General features: G+C 60.6%; 23 protein-coding genes and 1 tRNA gene. 14 read left to right on the forward strand and 10 right to left on the reverse strand.

Annotated features, from left to right (window positions below):
• Positions 1-223: 223 nt before the first annotated feature.
• Positions 224-4,828 carry an AvrE-family type 3 secretion system effector gene (locus ACIPL0_RS28575; protein WP_400602066.1) on the reverse strand — a complete coding sequence of 1,535 codons (4,605 nt, stop codon included), beginning with the start codon at positions 4,826-4,828 and terminating at the stop codon, positions 224-226.
• Positions 4,829-5,041: 213 nt separating this feature from the next.
• Here ACIPL0_RS28575 and ACIPL0_RS28580 point away from each other — a divergent pair, with 213 nt between their 5' ends.
• Complete coding sequence (locus tag ACIPL0_RS28580) at positions 5,042-5,413, forward strand: VOC family protein (protein WP_400602064.1); 372 nt, start codon at positions 5,042-5,044, stop codon at positions 5,411-5,413.
• 27 nt (positions 5,414-5,440) lie between these two features.
• Positions 5,441-6,154, forward strand: a complete 714-nt coding sequence (locus ACIPL0_RS28585; protein WP_400602062.1) for an SDR family oxidoreductase — start codon at positions 5,441-5,443, stop codon at positions 6,152-6,154.
• A gap of 78 nt (positions 6,155-6,232) precedes the next feature.
• Here ACIPL0_RS28585 and ACIPL0_RS28590 read toward each other — a convergent pair whose 3' ends face one another.
• Positions 6,233-7,150 carry a DMT family transporter gene (locus ACIPL0_RS28590; protein ID WP_400602060.1) on the reverse strand — a complete coding sequence of 306 codons (918 nt, stop codon included), beginning with the start codon at positions 7,148-7,150 and terminating at the stop codon, positions 6,233-6,235.
• A 115-nt stretch (positions 7,151-7,265) separates the two neighbouring features.
• On the opposite strand from ACIPL0_RS28590, the gene ACIPL0_RS28595 reads away from it, so the two are divergent.
• Positions 7,266-8,207 carry a LysR family transcriptional regulator gene (locus ACIPL0_RS28595; protein ID WP_400602058.1) on the forward strand — a complete coding sequence of 314 codons (942 nt, stop codon included), beginning with the start codon at positions 7,266-7,268 and terminating at the stop codon, positions 8,205-8,207.
• Positions 8,208-9,254: 1,047 nt separating this feature from the next.
• On the opposite strand, the gene ACIPL0_RS28600 is transcribed toward ACIPL0_RS28595, so the two are convergent.
• Entirely contained in the window at positions 9,255-9,587 is a 333-nt protein-coding gene (locus ACIPL0_RS28600) for a hypothetical protein (protein WP_400602056.1), read from the reverse strand.
• 167 nt (positions 9,588-9,754) lie between these two features.
• On the opposite strand from ACIPL0_RS28600, the gene thpR reads away from it, so the two are divergent.
• The 4 genes from thpR (at position 9,755) to ACIPL0_RS28620 (ending at position 12,442) form a co-directional block, all read left to right on the forward strand.
• Complete coding sequence (thpR, locus tag ACIPL0_RS28605) at positions 9,755-10,318, forward strand: RNA 2',3'-cyclic phosphodiesterase (RefSeq protein ID WP_400602054.1); 564 nt, start codon at positions 9,755-9,757, stop codon at positions 10,316-10,318.
• A gap of 176 nt (positions 10,319-10,494) precedes the next feature.
• Positions 10,495-11,247 carry a class I SAM-dependent methyltransferase gene (locus ACIPL0_RS28610; protein ID WP_400602052.1) on the forward strand — a complete coding sequence of 251 codons (753 nt, stop codon included), beginning with the start codon at positions 10,495-10,497 and terminating at the stop codon, positions 11,245-11,247.
• A gap of 214 nt (positions 11,248-11,461) precedes the next feature.
• Positions 11,462-11,698, forward strand: a complete 237-nt coding sequence (locus ACIPL0_RS28615) for a hypothetical protein (protein ID WP_400602050.1) — start codon at positions 11,462-11,464, stop codon at positions 11,696-11,698.
• 96 nt (positions 11,699-11,794) lie between these two features.
• Positions 11,795-12,442 (forward strand): alpha-ketoglutarate-dependent dioxygenase AlkB, encoded by a 648-nt coding sequence (locus ACIPL0_RS28620; protein WP_400602048.1) that lies wholly within the window; start codon positions 11,795-11,797, stop codon positions 12,440-12,442.
• Positions 12,443-12,631: 189 nt separating this feature from the next.
• On the opposite strand, the gene ACIPL0_RS28625 is transcribed toward ACIPL0_RS28620, so the two are convergent.
• Positions 12,632-12,719, reverse strand: a tRNA-Ser gene (locus ACIPL0_RS28625).
• A 123-nt stretch (positions 12,720-12,842) separates the two neighbouring features.
• On the opposite strand from ACIPL0_RS28625, the gene ACIPL0_RS28630 reads away from it, so the two are divergent.
• From ACIPL0_RS28630 to ACIPL0_RS28660, 7 genes are all read left to right on the forward strand, one after another.
• Positions 12,843-13,514, forward strand: coding sequence for a Bax inhibitor-1/YccA family protein (locus ACIPL0_RS28630; protein ID WP_400602047.1), 672 nt, complete (start codon positions 12,843-12,845; stop codon positions 13,512-13,514).
• 113 nt (positions 13,515-13,627) lie between these two features.
• Positions 13,628-14,020 (forward strand): sulfurtransferase complex subunit TusD, encoded by a 393-nt coding sequence (gene tusD / locus ACIPL0_RS28635; protein WP_400602045.1) that lies wholly within the window; start codon positions 13,628-13,630, stop codon positions 14,018-14,020.
• A gap of 1 nt (position 14,021) precedes the next feature.
• Positions 14,022-14,384 (forward strand): sulfurtransferase complex subunit TusC, encoded by a 363-nt coding sequence (gene tusC / locus ACIPL0_RS28640; RefSeq protein WP_400602043.1) that lies wholly within the window; start codon positions 14,022-14,024, stop codon positions 14,382-14,384.
• Entirely contained in the window at positions 14,384-14,683 is a 300-nt protein-coding gene (tusB, locus tag ACIPL0_RS28645) for a sulfurtransferase complex subunit TusB (RefSeq protein WP_400602042.1), read from the forward strand. Before tusC ends, tusB begins: the two co-directional genes overlap by 1 nt.
• Entirely contained in the window at positions 14,680-15,015 is a 336-nt protein-coding gene (locus ACIPL0_RS28650; RefSeq protein ID WP_400602086.1) for a TusE/DsrC/DsvC family sulfur relay protein, read from the forward strand. The genes tusB and ACIPL0_RS28650 overlap by 4 nt, the downstream gene beginning before the upstream one ends.
• On the forward strand, positions 15,012-16,013 hold the full coding sequence (locus tag ACIPL0_RS28655) for a glycosyl transferase family protein (protein ID WP_400602040.1): 1,002 nt from the start codon (positions 15,012-15,014) through the stop codon (positions 16,011-16,013). Before ACIPL0_RS28650 ends, ACIPL0_RS28655 begins: the two co-directional genes overlap by 4 nt.
• A gap of 97 nt (positions 16,014-16,110) precedes the next feature.
• Positions 16,111-17,112, forward strand: coding sequence for a glutathione S-transferase family protein (locus tag ACIPL0_RS28660; RefSeq protein ID WP_400602038.1), 1,002 nt, complete (start codon positions 16,111-16,113; stop codon positions 17,110-17,112).
• 147 nt (positions 17,113-17,259) lie between these two features.
• On the opposite strand, the gene cysG is transcribed toward ACIPL0_RS28660, so the two are convergent.
• The 6 genes from cysG to ACIPL0_RS28690 form a co-directional block, all read right to left on the reverse strand.
• The gene (gene cysG, locus ACIPL0_RS28665) at positions 17,260-18,654 is read right to left on the reverse strand and encodes a siroheme synthase CysG (protein ID WP_400602036.1); all 1,395 of its coding nucleotides are present in this window, start codon (positions 18,652-18,654) and stop codon (positions 17,260-17,262) included.
• A complete protein-coding gene (serS, locus tag ACIPL0_RS28670; protein WP_400602034.1) occupies positions 18,655-19,935 on the reverse strand; it encodes a serine--tRNA ligase in 1,281 nt (426 codons plus the stop codon).
• 60 nt (positions 19,936-19,995) lie between these two features.
• The gene (gene crcB, locus ACIPL0_RS28675) at positions 19,996-20,370 is read right to left on the reverse strand and encodes a fluoride efflux transporter CrcB (RefSeq protein ID WP_400602032.1); all 375 of its coding nucleotides are present in this window, start codon (positions 20,368-20,370) and stop codon (positions 19,996-19,998) included.
• A complete protein-coding gene (locus ACIPL0_RS28680; protein ID WP_400602030.1) occupies positions 20,367-21,692 on the reverse strand; it encodes a replication-associated recombination protein A in 1,326 nt (441 codons plus the stop codon). Before ACIPL0_RS28680 ends, crcB begins: the two co-directional genes overlap by 4 nt.
• An 18-nt stretch (positions 21,693-21,710) precedes the next feature.
• A complete protein-coding gene (gene lolA / locus ACIPL0_RS28685) occupies positions 21,711-22,334 on the reverse strand; it encodes an outer membrane lipoprotein chaperone LolA (RefSeq protein WP_400602028.1) in 624 nt (207 codons plus the stop codon).
• Between the two features lie 77 nt (positions 22,335-22,411).
• Positions 22,412-24,820, reverse strand: a complete 2,409-nt coding sequence (locus tag ACIPL0_RS28690) for a DNA translocase FtsK (RefSeq protein WP_400602026.1) — start codon at positions 24,818-24,820, stop codon at positions 22,412-22,414.
• Positions 24,821-25,289 lie beyond the last annotated feature (469 nt).

Here is a 25,289-nt window from a genome sequence, read left to right on the forward strand (position 1 = left end):
AAGCTCACTCCTACACAGTCAACGCCTCATCATCGCTGAGTCCCCCGAACCCGTAGGAGCGCGCTTGCCCGCGATGGCGGTGGGACTGATGCATATCCGGGACTGACACGACGCTATCGCGGGCAAGCGCGCTCCTACAAAAGCGACGCTTTGCCATCGCCTAATCAGCGCCTACAAAAGCGACGCCTCATCATCGTTAAGTCCAACAGGAATCGCGTTTGCCTTACGTTGGTCGGTAGCCGCCTCTCGCGGCATCGGCCAGGTCTGTCAGCGTCGGTGTGTTGCGCTCGGCGGTCATCTGCCCTTCCATCTTGTAACCCACCGGTTGATGCTGGCCCTGGGCGTAGTCGAAGGTGATTTCGCCGCGCAGCCGTTCGACGCTCAGGTTGCTGCCGCTGCGGTAGTTGACCCACACCCCGGGCAGGGTGAAAGCGTCTTCCTTGCCGGCGTTGCGGAATACCGAAATGCTCTTGATCCGCAAGTTCTGCGGATCGCCCAGAATCTGCTTCAGGCTCGCGTCGTTGAGGCTGCCGGCAATGGCTTCCCGATCGATCCGTGTCTTGGCATCGTCAGTCACTTCCATCTTGATCTCGGCCCGCGTGGCGCCGTTGCGGTTTTGCAGTTCCTTGATCAACCCGCTCAGTTGCGCATCCTGGGCCATGAACGCGGCGACCTTCTCGGCGTTGCCGGGGTTTGTGTGGCCGCTCAGCCACTGGCGCACAGGGTCGGTGGCGCGCTTGCTGTAACTGGCGTGGTCGATGCGGTTGACGTTGCTTTGCTTGGTGATGAAATCCATGGTCGTCATCAGCCGGGTGTTCTGTTGCGCCGCCTGATCCTGACGCTGGGTCTGTCTCAAACTGTTCAGCGCCGAATACTGCGCATTGGACAGCGGTGACGCAGGCGCCGCCGTGTTGTAGGCCCCCTCCAGCGTAGCCAGTTGCTGCCGCGCGTTCTGGCCGGCCAAGTCCGGCGCGGCAATCAGCGGGAAGGCCTTTTCCAGTGAGCTGGCGAGCGCTTTGGTTTCGGCCGTCAGCACCGGCAAGGTGTCCTTGAAGCGCACGTCGAAGGCCTTGCCGGTCTTGTTGTCCAGCGCCACGTTGACGCTCACGCCCAGCGGTACGCCGCCGGAAATGAACACGTGGTTGGGCTGCGAACTGAACGCCGCATCGAACAGGCGGGCATAGGCCGTCACGCCGCCCTTCTCCAGAAAACGCACACGGTTGTCGGTGCGGATGTCCGTACGCAGTCCATCGGAGCCGCGCCCCTGAACCCGCTCGCGCTCGAAACTGGCGAGGTTGGCGTTGCCGGTCGCGCCCGCCGAAAACCGCATGAAGCCTTTGACCGGTTGCGCGCCGATTTGCCCGTCATTGAGCCGGTATTCGGCACCGAGGTTGAGGTCCAGGTCGGCGTTGTGTTTCGACCCGGTACGCAGTTCCTGCTCGGTGCTGTCATCGAGAAAGTCCAACGGGTGCATACGGTCGGTCACCGCGCGTTCGGTTTCGCCGCTTTTTTGCAGCGGCGTGCTTACCAGGTTTTGCACGAACGCCTCGATGTCTTCGTCGCGGACGAAAAAGCTCATGGCGTTGCTTTGCGTGTATTTGTATTTCAGGTCGGCGCTGATCCCGAACCAACTGCTGTTCTGCAACAGGTTCGCAGTAGTTTCCTGTTTGGGTGCCTGATGATCGGCAATACCGGCACCAAAGCCAACGTTACCGCCGCCACCAAAGGCGCCGTCGCGGTTGATCGCCACCTTGAGTCCGCGCTCATAGCGGGTGAAGGTCAGGCCGTAGGTGCGCTCGGGTTCAAGGTTGAAACGCCCGCCGAGATAGGCCGGCCCAGTCACCGCTCCGCTGACCCCGCCGTTGACGTTGCCAGCGTAGTTGCGGCTGATCTTCAGGTTTTCCCGTGGCTTGAGCTGACGCAGCGCGGTGGTGAGTTCTTCGCCTATGCGCGCCGGCGCGACGTCCATGCCGACCCGCAGGTTTTGCGTCAGCGGATGCTTGGGGTCGCGGAAGTATTTGAGCAGGGTCTTGCTCGCGTCATAGCTGGCTTCCAGCTCGCGATGGCTGCGGAAACCGGCGTCGGTGTATTTGCGCAGCGGGTCGTCGAGATAGCCCTTGGCGTAGGTCTGTTCCAGGGTGTTGGCCATGCCGTCGAGCAGGCTTTCCGAGGTGTTGCCTTCGCGGCTCGCCCTGCTCAGCAGTTCCAGTTGTTGCTTGAGTTGAAACAGCACGTCGGCATTCAGCGCCAGCCGCGCCTTGGCCAGCGCCTGCGGATCGCCAGCGTCACGCCCTTTTTGCGGGTCGCGATGGCCTACCTGAAAGCGTTGCGTGCGCAACTCGCCGAGCAAACGGTTCAACCCGCTGCCGGCAACGCCAGACGCCGCCAGCGAGTGTTCCAGCTTGAACAGCAAGTCATTGGCGACCGGCTTGGCTGGCCGGTAATCAGGGTTGACCTGACCATTGGAGCCGACCGCTCCGTGATCCTGCGCCAGTGAACGCAACACGCGCTCGGTGTCCTCAGTCACGCTCTTCGAGACCTGCTCAATGACGTCGGTCAGCAACTCGACCTTGGGATTCATGGCGAAGCGCGCGTTGCCACGAATCTCCGCCAAGTGCGTCGCCATCGCCGGCACGCCCGTCGCGTTCAGGCGGCGACGCTGGTCGAGCCGTGTCAGCAAATCTGCCTCCTGCTGGTAGACATCGGCCAGCCCCTGTCGGCCTTTGATGGCGTGGGTGGCCTTGTCGAACGGCTTCTGCAGCGCCGCCTTGAGCCGCACGTGGGATTTCACGTATTGCAGGGAGGTCGGTGCTGCCTCCTTGGGCTTGACCGTTTCCATGCCGTTGCGGCCAAACACGCTGGCGCCGACTTTCAGGTTGCCGTGCCGGGCGAGACTACCCAGGGTCTGCTCACGCTCGGCCAGCCGCTCATGCAACGCGTGCTGGGTCGTCAATCTGGGGTTGTCGGCGGTGGCCGCGCCCAGGCTGCCATCCGCTTCCAGCCGTTGCTCGGTCCCGCCGTGGCGCACCAGCAATTCACCGTGGGTGGAAGTGCGGATGCTCTCGGGCGTCACCCCGCCGGGTAAATCAATCGGCGTCCAGGCGGACTGATCCTGATGATGGACACCCACGCCCTGCTTGCCGCCCTGCCAGTGCCCGGCGTCCATGCGGTATAACGTCCCGGCCTTGAGTACGTAGAGATTGCCGTCGGCGATGCTCAGATCCTGAATGTGCCGTTGATCGACATCATGGGGATCGGGAATGCCCAGGGTTTCGTAGTCTCCCAGCCCCGGCAACGGCGGCAGCTCCTGCACCGTACCCCGCTGATCGTGGGTACGCAGGTGGCCGTCGCTGAGGGTGACGTAACGGTCGTCATTGAGCACCGCGAGCTTTTCTGCCACCACATCGTGGGCGCCGCGCAAGGTCGCGCCGGCCTTGGCTTCGGTGCCATGACCGACGGTGAGGTCCGGGCCGCTGCCGAGCGTGCGCGACAGGGCCTGCGCCTGCACCGCCAGACGCTTGACCGCCCCCTCCTTGCTGACGATATACGCAAAGCCGTCGTTGCCTTGATGCAGGTCTTGCAAGTCTGCCTCCGAGCCCTTGCCCCAGGCTCCGGTGCGCGGGTCATGCACCAGCAGTTGCCCGTCTTTCTGAGCGACGCTGCCGCCGTCCAGATGAATCCGCTCGTGGGCATCGGGGGTGATGGCCGGCAAGCCGTTCTGCTTGACCACCGCGGTCGACTGACTGAGGTTCCAGCCCGACTCGAAATCACCCAGAGCCGGGTTCCACTGCGCCGTGTGCTCCTTGCCGTGGCCGTCCTTGAAGCGTGCGTGCAGGTTGCCTTCCAGATCGTTGAACAGTGCGCTGAAGGTCATCTGCCCAAAGCCTTCGGTGGCCAGACGTTCGGCCGCGTGCGCCCTGAGATTCAGTTGCGCCGGCCATTGGCTGCGATGGGGAAACGCACCGATGTGCAGCCGCCCGCCACCGTCGATCATCAGCAGATGGCGCCCCGCCAGGCCAATCGCCGACGGCTTGTCGGCCTTGGCATCGCCGATCTGCCGGCCGCCAACGGTCAGCTCGGTGGCGCGTCCGTTCGCCCCCGACTCATGCAGATGAAACGAGTCGCCGTGGGCAGCCACACCCAGCCAATGCTCGCCCTGCGCCGCAATTGCGCTGACCGGATGGGCAAACGGCACCTGCGCAGGCGTCGCGCCGCCCAGTTGCCAGACACTGCCCTGTTCGTCCATGGCAAAGACGTCATCGCCCTTCTGCGTCAGCGCCTTGAACTTGCCGTCGTGCCCTTCAGGAAGAGCGTCTGCCTGCCAGCTGCCGGCGTCATCGAAACGGTACAGCCGCTTGTCATGCAGCGTCCACGCCTGGCCGTCGGCGCTCTGGAAAATGCCGCTTTTCTGCCCCTGGTGGGTACGGTCGAAAACACCGACAGGCTGCGCTCCGGTCTCGGCGCGATGCGGCCGCGACGACACAAAGGCGTAGACCGAATGACCGGCGGCATCGGCCTTGACGGTAAAACCCTGGCGGTCGATCAGCCGGCCGTCACGCTGGTAGCGCTCGAACGACTGACCCGGCTTGTTGAGGATTTCGTCCAACAGGCGCTGCTCATTGCCCAGGCGCCCCCCTTCCGAGCGGTCGGTCAGCTCGACCCGGCCACCGCCCCCGATCGACATGCCGATATTGCGCCGCGGCCCCAACGGCTGTAACTCGGCGCCGGCGTTCGGCCCTTCGTCCGGTGGGCGCACGCCCTGACGGCCCATGATCGAAGCGCCCAGTTGCTGCATGGTCGCGCGGGAAGGAAGGAACTGGAGTGGCATGAGCAATCATCCATGGAAACCTGCTGCTGAGTGGCTGGCAGGGGCTGATGGGTTCCATGGGGATTTCAGGGGTGTCGCTCACGCCGCCTTGAAATGCGCTGCATCACCGACATTTCCAAATATTTTGAAAATCCATCAAGCACAAGCTCAATTATCAAATGCACGCCCGATTTGCAGAATGAGATCACTTCATTCGTTTATCGGTACACCGTCATGCATCTGGACCACGCCAACATCGTCACCCCGGATCTGCCGCAGACCGTCGGTTTCTTCACCCAGGTCCTGGGATTTACCGCAGGGCCCCGCCCGAGCTTCGGCGTACCCGGTGCCTGGCTTTATCACGAAGGCCGAGCGCTGATCCATCTCACCCAGGCCACCGGCGGATCACCGGCCATGCGTGTTGCCCCCCGCATCGACCACATCGCCCTGCGGGTCGCCAGTCTCGACGAGTGGGACGCACTAGTCGATCGCCTGCACGGCCACGGCATCGCCTACCAGCTCAGCGCCAGCGATGACCGCACGGATCGTCAGCTCTGGGTCACCCTCGCTGCCGGCCTGACCATCGAACTGATCGTTACGCACTGAAATCACCCCACCTGAAAGGACACCACCATGAAAGACTTCACCCAAGCCAAGGTTCTGATCATCGGCGGCAGCTCCGGCATCGGCGCCGCCACTGCCAGCGCATTCGCCCGCCTCGGCGCGCAGGTCACCATCGCTTCACGCAATCAGTCCCGACTGGATACAGTGGCTGCCAGCATCGACGGCCGCATTCAGACCGTGGTGCTCGACACCACCGACGAAGCTGCCGTCAGCCAGTATTTTGCGACCGCCGGATCGTTCGACCATGTAGTGATTTCGGCGGCGCAGACACCCGGCGGCCCGGTTCGCACACTGGCACTCGACGATGCCTATGCGGCGATGAACAGCAAATTCTGGGGCGCCTACCGCGTGGCCGCGGCGGTGCAGATCAACGCAGGTGGCTCGCTGACGTTTGTCTCGGGCTTCCTCAGCGTACGCCCCAGCAAAGCGTCGGTGCTGCAAGGCGCGATCAACGCGGCGCTGGAAGCCTTGTCCCGCGGGCTGGCGCTGGAATTGTCACCGGTGCGCGTCAACACCGTCTCCCCCGGCCTTATCGCCACACCGCTGTGGTCGAAGCTGTCCGACGACGCCCCTCAGGCCATGTACGACAGCGCCGCTGCACGCTTGCCAGCGCAAGTGGTCGGCCAGCCCGAAGACATCGCCAATGCCATTGTCTATCTGGCCAGCACGCCTTACGCGACAGGCTCTACCCTGTTGGTCGATGGCGGCGCGAGCATTGCCTGAAGACGCACAAGCCAGGGAAGGCCAGTGGGGCGATATCACGGCGATCACCCCACTGCACATATCTCCTGTGCTGCGCTATCAAGTAATGGGAGCCGCTGCCTTTGCCCGCAAGAACGACCAGTTTTTACTGGCAAGAATGCACGATGAAAAAATCAAGATGCCCCCTATCCAGCTTTGAACGGTGATGGGCTCATTGAGCCAGAGCATGGCAAATATCCCGCCAAATATGGGTTCGCTGCCCATCAGCAGTGAGACCCTTGTAGGGTTGCTCCGCTTTATCGCGTAATTCTGGGCAAAAAAAGCGAAGAGCGTACATGCCAGGACCAGGTAGCCCACGTAGCCCCAAAAAGCCGTGGGATCGGAGACCTTGGCAAGGCTCTCCATCGGCGCAGGCATGGTGACAAACGTCAGCAGCATGCAGCCTGATGCAACAACCCCAGACTGCAGTGCAGTCACAGACAACGCGGGAATCTGGCGGGCCTGGACGACGCGTTTGATCAGGCAGACCTGCACTGCCCTGCACAACGCAGCCAGCAATATCAGGGCATCACCGGCGTTCACTTCGAACTGACCGTGCTGGGTCATCAGTACAGCACCGATGACGGAGATGCCCACCGCCAACCACTCCTGTTGGGTGGGCTTTCTTTTCAGCCAGAACCACTCGACCAAAGGCGTGAGCATCACACAGAGGCTGATAAGAAATGCCGCGTTTGTGGCGGAGGTGTAAAGCAGCCCGAATGTCTCGCTCAGGAAAATCGCCAGTAGCAGCAACCCCGTGCTCAACAGCCCCAGATATCCGCGCAGCGGTAATCCAGCAAGCTGCCGCAGCGCCGGGCTCAGGATGATGAAGGTGATTGCAAATCTCAGGGCCAGCAATCCCAATACCGGGTAAAACACCAGAGCGGATTTCACGACCCCATAGCTTGTGCCCCACACCACTGCTACGGCTAGAAGCATGACGTCGCTGATGAATAACGATTGACTACGGCTGATCATTGGTACGCCCCTTTGTGTAGGCGGGCAGTATTGAACCGCACACAGGGCAAGACAACGCATCCGGGTGACACATCAGTTATGCTGCGGTTGCACAAATGACCCTGATGAAATGCTCATGACCCCTGCCCAGCTACATGAATCACTGGCCGACATGGCGCTTTTGGTACGCGTCATCGACGCGGGTAATTTCTCGGAGGCGGCGCGCCAGCTCGGTACTCTGCCCTCCTCGGTGAGCCGACAGATCAAGCGTCTGGAGCAATCCTTGGGCGCACAGCTGCTGGAGCGCACAACACGGCGGGTTCGTCCGACCGAGTCCGGGATGGAGGTGTACCGCCACTGCACCCGAATGCTTGAAGCCGCCAACAGTGCAGTGGACGTAGCGGGAGAGCTCGCCTCCTCACCTCGAGGGCGGGTCAGACTGAGCGCGCCCACACAGTTTGCGCGGACCGTATTGCACCCGCTTGTGCCGGCATTTCTGGATCGCTACCCGCAGATTGATGTGCAGCTGGTATTCAACGATCTCGACGCCGACCCTCTCGCGGATGACGTGGATCTCGTGATTCGTCTCACCCATCGCCCGCCGCAAGGGCTGGCCGGGCGACCGCTGGGAATGGTTCGTTGGCTGCTGTGCGCGTCACCCGGGTATTTGGAACGTCATGGCGTCCCAACCGTACCATCGGACCTGGCGCAGCATCAGTGCGTGTATCTGGGGGAAACACCCGATGACAGTCACTGGAGGCTAAGACAGGGAGATCGCACGCAGTCTGTTCAGGTCAAAGGTCGCTACATTGCCAATCACGCTGGCGCGCGATTGAGTGCAGCCGAGAACGATTTGGGCATCGCCAATCTTCCAGATTTCATCGCCAGAGACGCCCTGCAGAGCGGGAGAATTCTTCATGTTTTGCCCGAGTGGGAGCTGGATCCAGGCAAGTATCAAGGTGAGATCTGGTTGCTCTACCACCCGACGCGCTTCCTGCCTGCGAAAGTACGCGTACTGATCGACTATCTGATCGCTCATGTCAACGAACAGTTATACCCTTCAAAGGCCCACCGGTAGCTTGTCTTCTACCTGCAAACACGGACACGGCGTTTTAATGCCGATTGATGTTCCTATCTACCCGCCTGCTGTTGGCGAAACTGGACATTCGCCTTCAGCCGACTGGGGAAGACTCTCTACAACTTCCGCATTGTCGGGCACCGCTTCTGTCAGTTCGATGTAAAGACCATGTAAATTATTGTTTTATATGGCTATTCAATCAGGCCACCTTCCGAACTTTTCTTTTATCTCAGGTCTATTTGATCAGGTCAGTTGGCTGCTGCCCGAGCCTGAAGGCTCTCTGGGCTGTTACTCATGCCTTCAATCGTTAATCTGAGGTTGCCCTGAATGAAATCCTACTTCCCCCAACTGCTGCTGGCTGGTCTCTTCTCGCTCACAGTGGCGAGCAACGTATCCGCCGTGCAGATGCAGCACATCCCTGAAACTGCGCCGGCGATTCAGCCAGCCACCCAAGCCATCTCCCATCCCGTAGAAAACCCGTGGCCTGCCCTGGTCAGCCTGAACACTTCTACGTCCGGACCACTGCTGGCCCAGGGCGACCGCTACTGGCACGATGGTCGGTGGCACTCCCGCCAGGAAGAGATGCGTCGAGCCCATTGGCGAAGGGAGCAAGCCCGCAGAGAAGCTGAACGCCGTAGAGATTGGGAGCGTCATCATCCACACCCAGTCCACCATCGCTATCGTTAAGTGCTGATCGCATCTTTGATGCTTCCAGAAACGCAGGGGCGCACGTTGAGCCCTTCATGATCTGGCGCGGCAAATCGAAGCAGCAACCGTTGTAGGAAAAGGCTTACACAACGACGAGCAAACCAGCCATTTACGGGCAAGGTGCGAAATCATAAATTGGATCCCATCAACCGAGGAGCAGGAAGTCCCTCGGAGATCACGGATGATCTGCCATTGCTCGGAATGCTGCTGACAGGACGTTGGATGGATTTGATGGCAAAGAACCCGCTTCGGCGGGTTTTTTATTGCCTGCCATTCGGAGGTGCCAGACGAACGGCCAAAGGCCAGACGCGGGTCATGTGAGACGGCCGAAAGAAACAGCTACATCGATTTGACGGAGACCACCTCTACATACCGAAACTTCTTCCTGGCTGCCTTGGTGGCCTCCTGCTCGGCAAGCAGCGTGCTCAGAGTGTCGGCTTCGTGAATCAGCTCAAACGATTTGCCTTCAAACTCATTGCCTACACGGAGCGTGACTCGCAGTCGGGGCGTGAACGACTTCGCCGCTTTTTTCTTCACTGCCGGCGCCGCGGGTTTCACGAACACTACTTCGGCAACGGGTTCCGGTATCGCGGCAGCCGCGACCTGCGGTGCAGGCTCAACGTTACCGAAAAGCGCGCGGCGCATTTCTTCTTCAGTCAATTCTGGGTTCATGCAAAATCTCGGCGGGGGTTACATCATCTGGCCCGATTGTACCAGCAGGGCCGGAGTATCCCCAACGGCGATCCGCGAGTGCATGCACTCCCCTCCGTCGCTTGCTGCTTTCTGCCGTTTTTGAACGAGAGTTGGTCAGCGACATGGCGTTCCTGCCTGGCGTAGACATGTACAGCTTTCACATTGAGACAATGAGGAAAATAGCATTGGGCAACGAATCACAATCACGACTGTTCTTTGCGCTTGGCTGCCCGCCCGCGCTGAGGAAGGCGATCTCCCAATGGCGGACATCGCTTTCTCTGCGTGTTGGCCGTCCGGTACCGGCGGCCAACTTTCATCTCACCCTGCTTTTCCTCGGTGCTGTTGATACGGCTCGGATCGCCGAGATTTGCGATGCAGCTTCCAGCATCACGGTGCCTGGAAGGTCGCTAACCGTAGAGTTGGATCGCCTGGAGGTCTGGCGCAGGTCGGGCGCTTTGGTGCTTGCCCCAGCGGACCCACCACCGGAGTTGATGCGGCTGTCGTACGCGCTGGAACAGGCCATGTTGCCGTTCGGCCACGATCAAGATCAGAAAGAGTTTCGACCTCATCTGACGCTGACACGTGACTATCGCCTCCCCGTTCCCGAGGCGGATAGCCCGCCAGAATTTCTCCTTCATGCCGACCGATTCATCCTTTATCAATCCCATAAGGGCCAGTATCGAGCCATCGGTGAGTGGCCGCTGATTTGAAACGACTGAGGAGCGAGACCTGGAAAGCGCTCGCAAGTTGGGTGGAGTTCAAGAGCGGTCGGTAAGGCATCGTACAAAAGCGCTTGCTCTCTATCAGGAATGCGGACTTTACGTCATACGCTAACCTGACTACCACAGGCGCCCATGGCCGCCCTCCACTGTCTCGGAGCAACGAAATGCGAAAACTGATTCCAGCCGTACTGATGGTTGCGCTGGCGTGCTCAGCCCTCTCCATTCAAGCAGGCGAGCGGTATGTGGATGAAGCCATGAAAGCGCCGACGCGGCAGGCCGACACAGCCATCGATAGCGTCCGCCATGGCGCGGAAATCACCTCGTTCGCCGGTATCAAACCCGGGCAGACGGTGGTGGACTTCATCCCTGGTGAAGGTTACTGGACACGCATCTTCTCGGGCGTGGTCGGGGCCAAAGGTAAAGTGCTTGATGTCTGGCCAGCGCCGCTGGTGGCTCCGGGCGCCAAGGCTGAAAACGCCATGAAGGCGTTGGTGGCAGAGAAAGGGTCGGGAAAAGTCGAAGCCGTCCCCATCGACCTCAAGGCATTCTCTCTACCCACTCCGGTGGATGTGTTCTTCACCTCTCAAAACCTGCATGACCTGCCCACTCCCTTCCTGGGCGGCGTAGACATCACAGCATTCAGCAAACAGGTCTACAAGGCGCTCAAACCTGGCGGGCGTTTTGTCGTGGTTGATCATGCCGGTGCTGCAGGAACCGGGATTACCCAAGTCGATACGCTACACCGCATCGAACCTGCGGCAGCCAAGCAGGCAGTGCTCGCAGCCGGCTTTGTCTACAAAGGCGAAAGCAAGGTGCTGGCGAACCCTGAAGACAATCATCAACTCAAGGTATTCGACCCGGCTATCAAGGGGCATACCGACAAGTTTGCGTATGTATTCGAGAAACCAGCCCACTAAGCCAAGCCAGCGGACTGGCGAACGGAACAAGACCAGACGTGTCTGGTTCACCACAGCCATTCGCGCTGGCGATTCACCCGAAACTACTTAGCCCTTTGCAGTTCCCATCGGAACGTTGAAAAGACCACCGATCGCGACGATCAAGACACTGTTGATTCATCCAGTATCAAAGATTACGCTATGGAGAACATCTGTACTCCTGACGGTGCTTCCCATGTCTGATTCCATCCCACCCCACGAGGACTCACCTTTCGACCTTGGCGTCCCAACCGAGCTCGAAAGCTATCAACATCAATGCCTGATGCTGGTGGATGAACTGCATGAAGCCTGGGCAGACATCAGAAGATTGAAAGGCGATGCTCGTACGTTGGTAGCCATGAACGACGCGCTCATGGCGGAAGTGAAAGCATTGAAAGCACGCGCCAGGCAGATCGGGCTGGAGAAGAATTAGACGCTGCTGGGAACGGATCAGCTGAAACTGATACCGACCGAATAGTTGTGGCATAGAGCCAACTGAGTCGGAAATATTTTAGAAATGGGTGACACCATGAATTCACTCACGCAACCCTTGAGCCTGTCGCTTGTTCAGAATGATCTGTTCGGCGATGACAACGCTGCATTTTCAGTCGATACATCGTTCAGCACTGCGAAACGCATCGAACTGGATGAGCATTCCTGGATCGAGATCGTGCCAGGTTGGGCGTCCGGTGCCGCCCTGCTCTTTGAGCAAATGTTGAAAAGCGTTCCCTGGGCAGAGCATGAGCGCCGGATGTTCAACAAGAACTTTCTTGAGCCGCGCTTGACCGCTGCATACACAGACCTTCAACAAGTAACAGAGCAAGGCATCCTGCAAGCGGTCGCCTCCTTATCTGAACACTATGGTGTTGACTATGACGGTGTCTGGATGAACCTCTACCGTAGCGAAGCAGACAGCACCGGCTGGCATCGCGACTATCCATCCTGTCGTAGACCCGAATGCGTTGTCCCGGTGTTGACCTTGGGCGCCACACGCCGGTTTCAGATCAAACCGTATTCAGGCGGTCGCGCGATGACGTTCAAACCTTCTTCCGGCGACCTCATCGTGATGGGAGGACGGGCTCAACAAGACTGGCTACATTGCGTACCAAAAGAAACGGGCACCATTGGAGCACGGGTCAGCGTCAACTTTACGAGTAGCTTTCAAGCGGGGCGATGATCGAAGCGTCCAGCGGCTGCATGATCATTTCGGACCGCCGTCACTTGTGCAGCGACATGCTGTCGTACGCAATGATTGCGCGCGACAAGTACGGGAGCTGGAATGCCTGGGCAGCATGGGGATAGCTACAGGGGGCAACCGCCAGAAACGAAAAAACCCTGAATAATCAGGGCTTTGACGTACAAAATATGGCGGAGGCGCAGAGATTCGAACTCAGGGACCTGTTACAGTCGGCAGTTTTCAAGACTGCTGCCTTAAACCACTCGGCCACACCTCCAATTGCGTTGCGGGCGCCATAATACCGTAATGAAACAAGCTGTCAAACTCTGCGGCTCGCGTGCCATCACGGCTCTGTTATGATCTTTGCAACTTGAGATTTCAAACCACCGGGAGTAGCGCCATGCGCGAACAGGATTACGCAGTCAACAACCGCGTGCAGGCTGAGCAGCTAGAGGTTAGCCGCGTCCTGCGCAACACCTACGGCCTTCTGGCCCTGACCCTCGCTTTCAGCGGCATCATGGCATTCGTGGCGCAGCAGATGCACGTGCGCTATCCGAACGTATTCGTGGTGCTGATCGGTTTCTACGGTCTGTTCTTCCTCACCAACAAGCTGCGCGATTCGGCGTGGGGTCTGGTGTCGGCGTTCGCTCTGACCGGTTTCATGGGCTTCATCCTCGGCCCGATCCTCAACCGTTACCTAGGCATGCAGGGCGGCGCAGAAGTGGTTTCTTCCGCGTTTGCCATGACCGCTCTGGTGTTCGGTGGTCTTTCGGCCTACGTGCTGATCACCCGCAAGGACATGAGCTTCCTCGGTGGTTTCATCACCGCCGGTTTCTTCGTCCTGCTGGCGGCGGTGCTGGCGAGCATGTTCTTCCAGATCAGCGGCCTGCAACTGGCGATCAGCGCCGGCTTCGTGCTGTTCTCGTCGGTGTGCATCCTGTTCCAGACCAGCGCCATCATCCATGGCGGCGAGCGTAACTACATCATGGCGACCATCAGCCTGTATGTGTCGATCTACAACCTGTTCATCAGCCTGTTGCAGATCTTCGGCATCATGGGTCGCGACGACTGATCGCCGTCACGCTTCAACAAAAAGCCCGCTTCGGCGGGCTTTTTGCTGTCTCGCGTTCGTGAATTCTTTATCATTGGCGCCATTGCCCCTACCCGTTCGCTACAGAGCCTTCCATGAAGTTCGCCATCGCTCTCTATTCGCCCGCCCATGCGCCTTCGTCGCGCCGTGCGCTGCTGTTCGCCCAGGCCGTGCTGGCGGGTGGCCACGAAATCGTGCGGCTGTTCTTCTATCAGGACGGTGTGCACAGTGCCTCGGCCAACGTCGTTGCGCCGCAGGATGAGCTGGATGTCGCTGCGCAATGGCGCAAGTTCGTCACGGATAATCAGTTGGACGGCGTGGTGTGTATCGCCGCCGCCCTGCGTCGCGGCGTGCTGAACGAAGAAGAAGCCCAGCGCTATTCCCGTCCGGCGGCAAATCTGCCGGCGCCGTGGGATCTTTCAGGCCTCGGCCAGTTGCACGACGCGGTGCAGGCCGCAGACCGCCTGATCTGTTTTGGAGGGCCTTGAAATGCCCAAGTCATTGCTGATCATCAGCCGCCAGTCACCCTGGTCCGGCCCGAGCGCTCGCGAGGCCCTCGATATCGCCCTGGCCGGTGGTGCATTCGATCTGCCGCTGGCCATGCTGTTCATGGACGATGGCGTGCTGCAATTGCTGCCCGCGCAACAAGCCAGCCAGTTGCAGCAGAAAGACCTGACCGCCAATCTGCAAGCGCTGTCGATGTTCGGTGTGGACGATCTGTTCGCCTGCGGCAGCAGCCTGGCCGAGCGTGGCATGCAGCCGGCCGGGCTGAGCGTCGACCCGCTACAGATCCTGAACGATCAGGACATCACTGCGCTCATTGACCGTTTTGACCAGGTGATCACGATCTGATGTCGACCTTGCACGTGTTATCCCACTCCCCCTTCGCCGACTCGCGCCTGAGCAGCTGCCTGCGCCTGCTCGGCAGCAACGACGCGCTTTTGCTGTGCGGTGACGCCACCTATGCGCTGACACCGGCAACGGCCGCTCGCCAGAAACTGGACGACAAGGCCGGCCAGCTCAAGCTGTTTGTTCTCGATGAAGACGCCAGAACGCGTAATCTGCCTGTGCCGGACTGGGCGCAGAGTGTCGATTACCCCGAATTCGTCGCGCTGTCGTTGCAGTACGACAAGGTCAACTCATGGCTATGAAACAACTGATCGTCGATGGCGCCAGCATCGCGCTGGACAAGGACGGTTATCTGGAAGACCTGAACGACTGGTCGAACAGCGTCGCCGAGGCGCTGGCACTTGAAGAAGATATCGCCCTGACCGCCGAGCATTGGGAAATCCTCGAATTGCTGCGAGCGTTCTACGCCGAATTCCAGCTGTCCCCGGCCACCCGCCCGCTGGTCAAATACACCGCGCAGAAACTGGGCGCGGAGAAAGGCAACAGCCTGCACCTGAACCGCCTGTTCAACGGCACTCCCGCCAAACTCGCCGCCAAGCTGGCGGGCCTGCCCAAGCCGACCAATTGCTTATGACCGAATTCGCCCCCCTCGTCACCGAAACCCCAGCCGAGCACCCGTTCGCCCAGTTCGTGCGCATCCTTGGCAAGGGCAAGCGCGGCGCGCGCAACATGACCCGCGAGGAAGCCCGCGAAGCCATGGGCATGCTGCTCGATGAAAAGGTCGAAGACACGCAGTTGGGTGCCTTCCTCATGCTGCTGCGGCACAAGGAAGAGAGCGCCGAAGAGCTGGCCGGTTTCACCGAAGCCGTGCGTGAGCGCCTGACCGCGCCGCCCATGACCGTCGATATCGACTGGCCCACCTACGCTGGCAAGAAACGCCACCTGCCGTGGTATCTGCTGGCGGCCAAATGCCTGGCGCAGAACGGTATTCGGGTGTTTCTGCACGGCGGCGGCGCCCACACGGCCGGGCGCCTGTACAGCGAGCAATTACTGGATCTGCTGGGCATTCCGCTGTGCCGCGACTGGCAGGCGGTGGATCAGGCGCTGCAACAGCACAACATCGCCTTCATGCCGCTGGGTGACTGGGCGCCGCAACTGCAGCGCATGATCGACCTGCGCAACACCTTGGGGCTGCGCTCGCCGATCCATTCGTTGGCGCGCATCCTCAATCCGCTGGATGCCTGCTGCGGCCTGCAAAGCATTTTCCACCCTGGCTATCAGGCGGTACACCGTGATGCCAGCACGTTGCTGGGCGATCACGCCATCGTGATCAAGGGCGACGGCGGCGAAGTGGAAATCAACCCGGACACCATCAGCCATCTGTACGGCACCACCGGCGGCCAACCGTGGGACGAAGAGTGGCCGGCGCTGTCCGAGCGCCGCCACGTCAAACCGGCCACTCTCGATCCACAGCAGCTCGTCGCCATCTGGCGCGGTGAAGAGCAGGACAGCTACCCGCAATTGGCGCTGATTTCGACCATCGCCCTGGCCCTGCGTGGCCTTGGAATGACACGCGCCGAAGCCTTTGCCAAGGCCGAGCAGTACTGGGCGAAACGTAACACATCGATTTAATCGATCATTACCCCCGACTCTTTGCGCTATTTCTTCGAACGATTGTCTTTAGACTGACCTCCAACGTACAGACGTACACACTTTTTTGGAGTCAGACATGGGCCTTCTCGTAGAGGGACGCTGGCAGGACCAGTGGTATCAGAGCAGCAAAGACGGGGCGTTTCAGCGTGAACAGGCACAACGCCGCAACTGGGTGACCGCCGATGGTCGCCCGGGTCCTTCCGGTGAAGGCGGCTTCAAGGCTGAAGCCGGTCGCTATCACCTTTACGTCTCGCTGGCCTGCCCATGGGCCCACCGCACGCTGATCGTGCGCAAGCTCAAGGGTCTGGAAAACCTGATCGATGTGTCCGTGGTCAGCTGGCTGATGCGCGAACACGGCTGGACCTTCGACAAACAGACCGGCTCCAGCGGCGACCCGCTCGACGGCCACACTTACATGTACGAGCGCTATCTGGCCGACACCGCCGACTACACCGGGCGCGTCACCGTGCCGGTGTTGTGGGACAAGAAGCTGCAACGCATCGTCAGCAACGAGTCGTCGGAAATCATCCGCATGTTCAACTCGGCGTTCGACCACCTGACCGGCAACACGCTGGACCTGTATCCCGAATCGCTGCGTCCGCAGATCAACCAGCTCAACGACCGCATCTACCCGGCGGTGAACAATGGCGTGTATCGTGCCGGTTTCGCCACCTCCCAAGGTGCCTATGAAGAGGCCTTCGACGACCTCTTTGCCGAACTCGATACGCTCGAAGAACTGCTGGGCGAGAAGCGCTATCTGACGGGTGAATACCTGACCGAAGCCGACATCCGCCTGTTCACCACGCTGATTCGTTTCGACGCGGTGTACCATGGCCACTTCAAGTGCAACCTGCGCCGGATCGCCGATTACCCGAACCTGAGCAACTGGCTGCGTGAGTTGTATCAGTGGTCAGGCGTGGCCGATACCGTGGATTTCCAGCACATCAAGAACCACTACTACGCCAGCCACAGCACCATCAACCCGACCGGCGTGGTACCGAAAGGGCCTGAGCAGGATTTCAGCGGGGAGCATGATCGTGGGCGCCTGAGCGGACGTGGGATTTTGCAGAACGGTTGACAGTCCCAGGCTCCGGAACCGCCATCGCATGCTGTAGGAGCCGGCTTGCTGGCGAACCTGCCAGATCAGTCACCAGAAAGGTGAATGACCTGACGCGTTCGCCAGCAAGCCGGCTCCTACCGTTGCGTTTCTATCCAGGATATCCGGTCAAACGCTGCCCTGGGCCCCTTCGAACCAGGCCAGTTTGTCCCGCAGCGTCACCACTTCCCCCACGATCACCAGCGTCGGCGCATGCACTTCATGCTCCGCCACCAGTTGCGGCAGGTTGGCCAGGGTGCCGGTGAAAACCCGCTGGTTGGCCGTGGTGCCCTGCTGGATCAACGCTGCCGGGGTGTCGGCAGAACGGCCATGCTTGACCAGTTCACTGCAGATGATCGGCAGACCGATGAGGCCCATGTAGAACACCAGGGTCTGCGCCGGTGACACCAGATCGTGCCATGGCAAATCGGAGGTGCCGTCTTTCAGGTGCCCGGTGACGAAACGTACGGACTGCGCGTAATCACGATGGGTCAGCGGAATGCCGGCATAGGCCGCACAACCACTGGCCGCCGTGATGCCCGGCACCACCTGGAACGGAATGCCGTGAGCCGCCAGTTCCTCGATTTCTTCACCACCTCGGCCAAAGATGAACGGGTCGCCACCCTTGAGGCGCAGCACGCGCTTGCCCTGCTTGGCCAAAACCACCAGCTGCTGGTTGATCAGGTCCTGCGGCAAGGCGTGATCGGCGCGCTGCTTGCCGACATATACACGGTCGGCATCGCGGCGGCACAGTTCGAGAATTGCTGGCGCCACCAGACGGTCATACAGCACGACGTCAGCCTGCTGCATCAGGCGCAGGGCACGGAAGGTCAGCAGATCCGGATCACCCGGCCCTGCGCCCACCAGATACACCTCACCCGGCGCTTGCGGCGCATCACCGTCGATCTTCGCCTGCAACAGACGCTCGGCCTCGCCGCCCTGCCCGGCCAGTTGCCGTTCAGCGATGGGGCCCTGAAAGACGTCTTCCCAGAATGCCCGGCGCTGCTGGACATTCGGGAACAGGTTTTTCACCTGATGACGAAAACGTGCCGCCAACCCCGCCAACTGGCCGTAGGCCGGCGGAATCCAGGTTTCCAGCTTGGCCCGGATCAACCGCGCCAGGACCGGCGCATCGCCGCCACTGGAAACTGCAACCACCAGCGGCGAACGGTCGACAATGGCCGGGAAAATCACGCTGCACAGGGCAGGCGCATCCACCACGTTGACCGGCACGCCACGCTGGCGAGAGTCGGCAGACACCTGGGCATTGAGCGCTTCGTCGTCGGTGGCAGCGATAACCAGCACGCAACCGTGCAGATCAGCCTCGCTGTAGCCACGCAACAACTGCTCGCCGCTGCTGGTGTCGATCAGTTCCCGCAGCTCTGTTCCGATCTCGGGTGCCACCACCCGAAGGACCGCACCGGCATCGGCCAGCAGGCGGGATTTGCGCAAGGCAATCTCGCCGCCGCCGACAACCAGCACTCGGGCGCCCTGAAGTTTGTGGAACAGCGGCAGGAATTCCATTTAGCCGATGACCTCGATCCCGCCCATCCACGGTTTCAGCACTTCCGGCACGCGGATCGAACCGTCGGCCTGCTGGTAGTTTTCCAGTACGGCTACCAGCGTGCGGCCAACGGCCAGGCCGGAGCCGTTCAGGGTGTGTACCAGTTCCGGCTTGCCGGTTTCCGGGTTGCGCCAGCGTGCCTGCATGCGGCGCGCCTGGAAGTCGCCGCAGTTGGAGCACGACGAGATCTCGCGGTATTTGTCCTGGCTCGGAATCCACACTTCCAGGTCGTAGGTCTTCACGGCACTGAAGCCCATGTCGCCGGTGCACAGCGCCAGCACGCGGTATGGCAGCTCCAGCAATTGCAGTACGCGCTCGGCGTTGCCGGTCAGGCTTTCCAGGGCTTCCATGGATTTTTCCGGCTCGACGATCTGCACCATCTCGACCTTGTCGAACTGGTGCTGACGGATCATGCCGCGAGTGTCGCGGCCCGACGCACCGGCCTCACTGCGGAAGCACGGGGTGTGGGCGACGAATTTCAGCGGCAGCTGTTTCGGATCGAGGATTTCACCGGAGACGATGTTGGTCAGCGACACTTCGGCGGTCGGGATCAGGTACAGGTCGGCTTCGCCGTCGCGGCCGATCTTGAACAGGTCTTCTTCGAATTTCGGCAACTGGCCAGTGCCCTGCAACGCAGGCGCCTGCACCAGATACGGGGTGTAAGCCTCTTCGTAGCCATGCTCGTTGATGTGCAGGGTGATCATGAACTGCGCCAGGGCACGGTGCAGACGGGCGATCGGGCCACGCAGCAGTGCGAAGCGTGCGCCGGACAGCTTGGCGGCGGTTTCGAAATCCAGCCAGCCGTACTTTTCGCCCAGCGCGACGTGGTCCTTGACTTCGAAATCGAAGGTCGCCGGAGTGCCCCACTTGCGCACCTCAACGTTTTCTTCTTCATCAGCACCGACCGGCACCGACTCGTGCGGCAGGTTCGGCACGTTCAGGAAAATGGCGTCGAGCTCGGACTGAATGCCGTCCAGCTCTTTCTTGCCGCTGCTCAGCTCTTCGGCCATGCGGTCGATGTCAGCCATCAACGGTGCGATGTCTTCGCCGCGCTGTTTGGCCTGGCCGATGGATTTGGAACGGGCGTTACGCTCGGCCTGAAGCTGCTCAGTGCGGGTCTGCACGGTCTTGCGCTGGTTTTCCAGCGCTTCGATGCGGGCCACGTCCAGTGTGAAACCACGGGAAGCCAGGCGATCCGCTACGTCCTGAAGCTGGGTACGTAACAGTTTGGAATCGAGCATATCGTTCTCTCGTCTATTGAATTCGGGTGTACTAAGTTCGTGTGTACAAAATCGGGGCTATCAAATGCGAGTCAGTGACAGGCCAGCCCAGGTCGCGAGCAGCCCACCCAGCACGCTGATCAGAGCGTAACCAATCGCCAATGGCGCCTGGCCGCTTTCCAGCAGACGGATCGTGTCCAGTGAAAAGGACGAAAACGTCGTCAGGCCACCCAAAAAGCCGACGATCAGGCCGGCACGCACTTCGACCGGCACTTCCGGGCGGATCAGAAACAGCCCGTACAGGAAACCGATGAGCAGGCAGCCCACCAGGTTGACCGTCAGCGTCGCGGTATAGAAGTGGCGCGGCCAGTTCGCTGAAACATAGTTGGCGGTGGCGAAGCGCAATAATGTACCAGCCACGCCCCCGACAGACACGGCAAGAATCACTGGAATCACTCTTTTCTCCGCTGACGGGGGCTGGCGCGGTCCAGGGCCGCCAGATGTTTGAGTTTTTCGCCGATTTTCAGCTCCAGACCACGGGGCACCGGCTGGTAGTACTGGCGAGGTTCCAGTTCTTCCGGGAAGTAATCTTCGCCGGCGGCATAAGCGTCCGGCTCGTCGTGGGCATAGCGGTATTCTTCGCCATAGCCCAACTGCTTCATCAGCTTGGTCGGCGCGTTGCGCAGATGCAGCGGCACCTCCAGCGAACCGTGCTCGGCCGCGTCGCGCATGGCCATCTTGAAGCCCATGTACACCGCGTTGCTCTTCGGCGCGCAGGCCAGGTACGTGATGGCCTGGGCCACCGCGAGTTCGCCTTCCGGACTGCCCAGTCGCTCCTGAACATCCCAGGCCGACATGCACAGCGGCAATGCACGGGGGTCGGCGTTGCCGATGTCTTCACTGGCCATGCGTACCACCCGCCGCGCCAGGTACAACGGGTCGCAGCCGCCGTCGATCATGCGGGCGAACCAGTACAGCGCCGCGTCGGGGTTGGAGCCGCGAATGGATTTGTGCAGGGCGGAAATCTGGTCGTAGAACGCCTCGCCGCCCTTGTCGAAACGCCGGCGGCTGTCACCGAGCAGGCTTTGCAGCAGTTCGGGGCCGATTTCGCTGTCGTCCTCGGCAAGATCCGCTGCGTTCTCCAACAGGTTGAGCATACGCCGGCCATCGCCGTCGGCGGCGGCCAGCAGGGTCTTGAAGCTTTCTTCACCGAGGGACAGATGACGCTTGCCCAGCCCTCGCTCTTCAGTGAGGGCACGGTCAACCAGCTGACGCAGCGCAGCTTCGTCGAGGCTTTTCAGCACATAGACACGCGCCCGGGACAGCAAAGCGTTGTTCAGCTCGAACGACGGGTTTTCCGTGGTTGCGCCGATGAAGATCAGCGTGCCGTCTTCAACGTAGGGCAGAAACGCATCCTGCTGGGATTTGTTGAAGCGGTGTACTTCGTCGACGAACAGGATCGTGCGACGCCCGTATTGACCGGCCTGTTGCTTGGCGACTTCGACGGCCTGACGGATTTCCTTCACCCCGGCCAGCACCGCAGACACGGTTTCGAAATGGGCGTCGGAGACTTTCGCCAGCAAGCGCGCCAGCGTGGTCTTGCCCACGCCGGGCGGCCCCCAGAAGATCATTGAATGCAGCGCACCCTGCTCCAGCGCTTCGCGCAGGGGCTTGCCGTGGGCGAGCAGATGCTGCTGACCGACATACTCATCCAGGTTGGTCGCCCGCAAACGGGCGGCCAACGGCTGGGCAATCGGCTCACTGCTGAACAGGTCCATCAACGACGCTCTTACCTCTTATTCCTGAATGACGTCAGCGCCTTTCGGAATCTGGAACTGGAATTTGCTCGCCGCGACAGGCTCGTTGGCCTTGACCCCGGTAAACAAGATATTGGTGCGCTGGCCAACGCTGTCGATCAGTTGCATGTCGTTGATCATGCCGTTGCGGAACGACAGGCGCAGGTTGTCGAACAACGAGTCCTTGGACTTTGGCTTGAGCACGAAGTCGACCACGCCGCCGGCTTCCTTGGCGGTGATGTCGAAGCTTTCGCTGATTTTCGACACGTCGCCGGACAGCAGCAGCGCCGGGGTCTGGGTCAGACGCTGATCCAGAGTCTTGATGGTGACCTGCTCCAGATCCGGGTCCCACAGCGAGACTTTCTTGCCGTCGGACACCATCAGTTGTTCCTGCGGTGCATCGGTGTGCCAGTAGAACAGGCCCGGACGCTGCAGGGTCATTTCGCCAGAGGTTTCCTGCAACTGGGTGCCACCGCCGTCCAGCGTCAGTTGCGAGAAACGGCCGCTCAGGGTCTTCGAGTTTTCCAGCAACTGCGTCAGACGCGCGACATCCTTGCTGTCGGCGTGGGCGGATGCAGCAGTGAAAGCCAGTGCAGATACCAGCAACATGCGGATAAGACGCATGGGAGTCCTCTTTGAATTTCAGTTAACGCTGAATGGCGCCAGAAGGCGCCATTCAGTCACTTGCGACGAACGCAGTGTCAGTCACGCATGGGGGCTGGCGCAATCACTTCCCGCGAGCCATTGGTGTTCATGGCAGTCACGACGCCGGCCATTTCCATGGCTTCGATCATCCGTGCCGCACGGTTGTAGCCGATCTTCAGCTTGCGCTGCACCGCAGAGATCGATGCACGACGGCTTTCCAGCACGAAATTGACCGCCTCGTCATACAGCGCGTCGGTTTCGCTGTCTTCACCGTCGCCGCCACCACCACCGCCGCCTTCGAAGCCGCTGCCGGCCTCTTCGACGCCATTGAGGATATCGTCGTTATATTGCGGCGTGCCGCGCAGCTTCCATGCCTCAACCACCCGGTGCACTTCATCGTCGGAGACGAACGCACCATGGACACGGATCGGCAGGCTGGTGCCCGGCGGCATGTACAGCATGTCACCGTGCCCCAACAGTTGTTCGGCGCCACCCTGGTCGATGATGGTCCGGGAGTCGATCTTGCTCGACACCTGGAACGCCATACGGGTCGGGATGTTCGCCTTGATCAGACCGGTGATCACGTCCACCGACGGACGCTGTGTCGCGAGGATCAGGTGAATACCGGCAGCACGGGCTTTCTGGGCGATACGGGCGATCAGTTCCTCAACCTTCTTGCCGACGATCATCATCATGTCGGCGAATTCGTCGACCACCACCACGATAGTCGGCAGCTTGGTCAGCAGTGGCGCTTCATCGTGGATGCTTTCACGGTGATACAGCGGATCGGCGATCGGCGTACCGGCGTCCTCGGCTTCCTTGATCTTGTGGTTGAAGCCCGACAGGTTACGCACGCCCATCTTCGCCATCAGCTTGTAGCGACGCTCCATCTCGGCCACCGACCAGCGCAGGGCGTTGGCGGCGTCCTTCATGTCGGTCACCACCGGACACAGCAGGTGCGGAATGCCTTCATAGATCGACAGTTCAAGCATTTTCGGGTCGATCATGATCAGCTTGGCGTCTTCAGGGCCCGACTTGAACAGGATCGACAGGATCATGGCGTTGACCCCCACCGACTTACCGGAACCGGTGGTACCGGCGACCAGCAGGTGCGGCATCTTCGCCAGGTCGGTAATGACCGGCTTGCCACCGATGTCGTGGCCCAGAGCAAGGGTGACCGGCGACTTGGCGTCGTCGTATTCCGGAGTCGACAGCACTTCGGAGAAGCGCACGATCTGCCGGTCTTCGTTGGGAATCTCGATACCGACGGTGGTCTTGCCCGGAATCACCTCGACCACACGGACGCTGGTCACCGCCAGCGAACGCGCAAGGTCCTTGGCCAGGTTGGCAATGCGGCTGACCTTCACGCCAGCGGCCGGCTGAATTTCATAACGGGTAATGACCGGGCCAGGGTGGATCGAATCCACCGACACTTCAACGCCAAACTCCTTGAGTTTGATCTCCAGAAGATGTCCGACAGCATTCAGCGATTCCGGCGAGTAGTTGAGTGCCTTTTTCTGCGCGACATCCAGAATCGAGATCGGCGGCAAGGTGCCTTCTACCGCGCTGTCGACAAACAGCGGCACCTGTTTTTCCTTCTGCACTCGCTTGCTTGGCTCTGGCGGACGCGCCGGGGCCGGGGCAATCACGGCAGGGACGTGGGTTTCACGGGCGGTCATGTGCTGAGCGAGCGCCTGTTCGCGCTCGATGATGCGCTCCTTGGCCTTGACCTGCTCGCGACGGTCCGGCACCACCGGGGCGACGACTTCTTCCACACGCAGATCGACTTCACGCAGTTGCGCGACCATCTGCTTGCGCTCGTTGCGCTCGGCCCACCAACGGTTGATGGCGCCCTGGAACAGCTCGAAAAGATCGAGAGTGATCTTGCCGGTGGTGTCCATCACCTTGAACCATGACAGGTCAGTGAACACGGTCAGGCCGAACAGGAACAGGGCGATGAACAGCAGCGTGCTGCCCTGCACGTTCAGCGCACGTTTCGCCAGATCGCCGAGCACCTCGCCCAGCACGCCGCCTGCCGATCCCGGCAGGCCCGAAGCCGAGTGAAAGTGAATATGCGCCAGCGCAGCACCGGCCAGCACCAGAAAGACCAGGCCGATCATGCGCCAGGAGAACAGCCAGCCACTCCATTGCCACGGATCATGGCGCTGGCGGAATACCTGCCAGGCCTTGACGGCCAGCAACAGCGGGAAGATATAGGCGAAGTAGCCCAGCACCATGAACAGGATGTCGGCACAGAACGCGCCGGCACGGCCCGCGGCGTTCTGCACTTGCATGGAGCTACTGGTGTGGCTCCAGCCTGGATCGGTCTGATCGTAGGTCAGCAAGGCCATCATCAGGTACAGGCACAAGGCGCCGAATGCGATCAGCGCACCTTCCTTGAGTCGGTAGTGCAAGTGCTGCCGCCAGAGCGGAACGGGGCTGGGTGCTGCGGTGGATTTCTTCAAAACGCTTCAATTCCTGCGCGTTGGCGCGAACATCTGATGGTTGACTATAAACGACCGCATTGGCGCAGCTGCACTGACGTTATAGTGCCGAACCAATCCCTGACAGATCCCTGACGGCCTTGAGACGACAACAACGTTGAACGCACGCTCGACAGGTGACTTGAAAAGAGGTTAAACAACATCGGGCATTGTACGGATTTGCACGCTGCACGCCACGATTAGTCTGGCGTGGACCTTGCAGTTCTTCAAGCCACAACGAGAGCTGCCAATTTGAGCACGCATTTTCTTTACTGACAAAGGCTTATGACGCGTTGTTGTCACCCGGACCTCTCTTCGCCGAACATCTGTCGAACGCTGCGAACGCCCCCACGGCCAGCCGTGGGGGATCGCGCAAATGCGCCACCGATCAACGGCGTGTGACCGCGCTCCGCGCCCGGAGTTGCAGTGCGGCCCGTGCTCCCCTCCCCTT

It is taken from the genome of Pseudomonas sp. NPDC090208 (assembly GCF_044746785.1).
In the GTDB taxonomy this organism is placed as follows: Bacteria; Pseudomonadota; Gammaproteobacteria; order Pseudomonadales; family Pseudomonadaceae; genus Aquipseudomonas.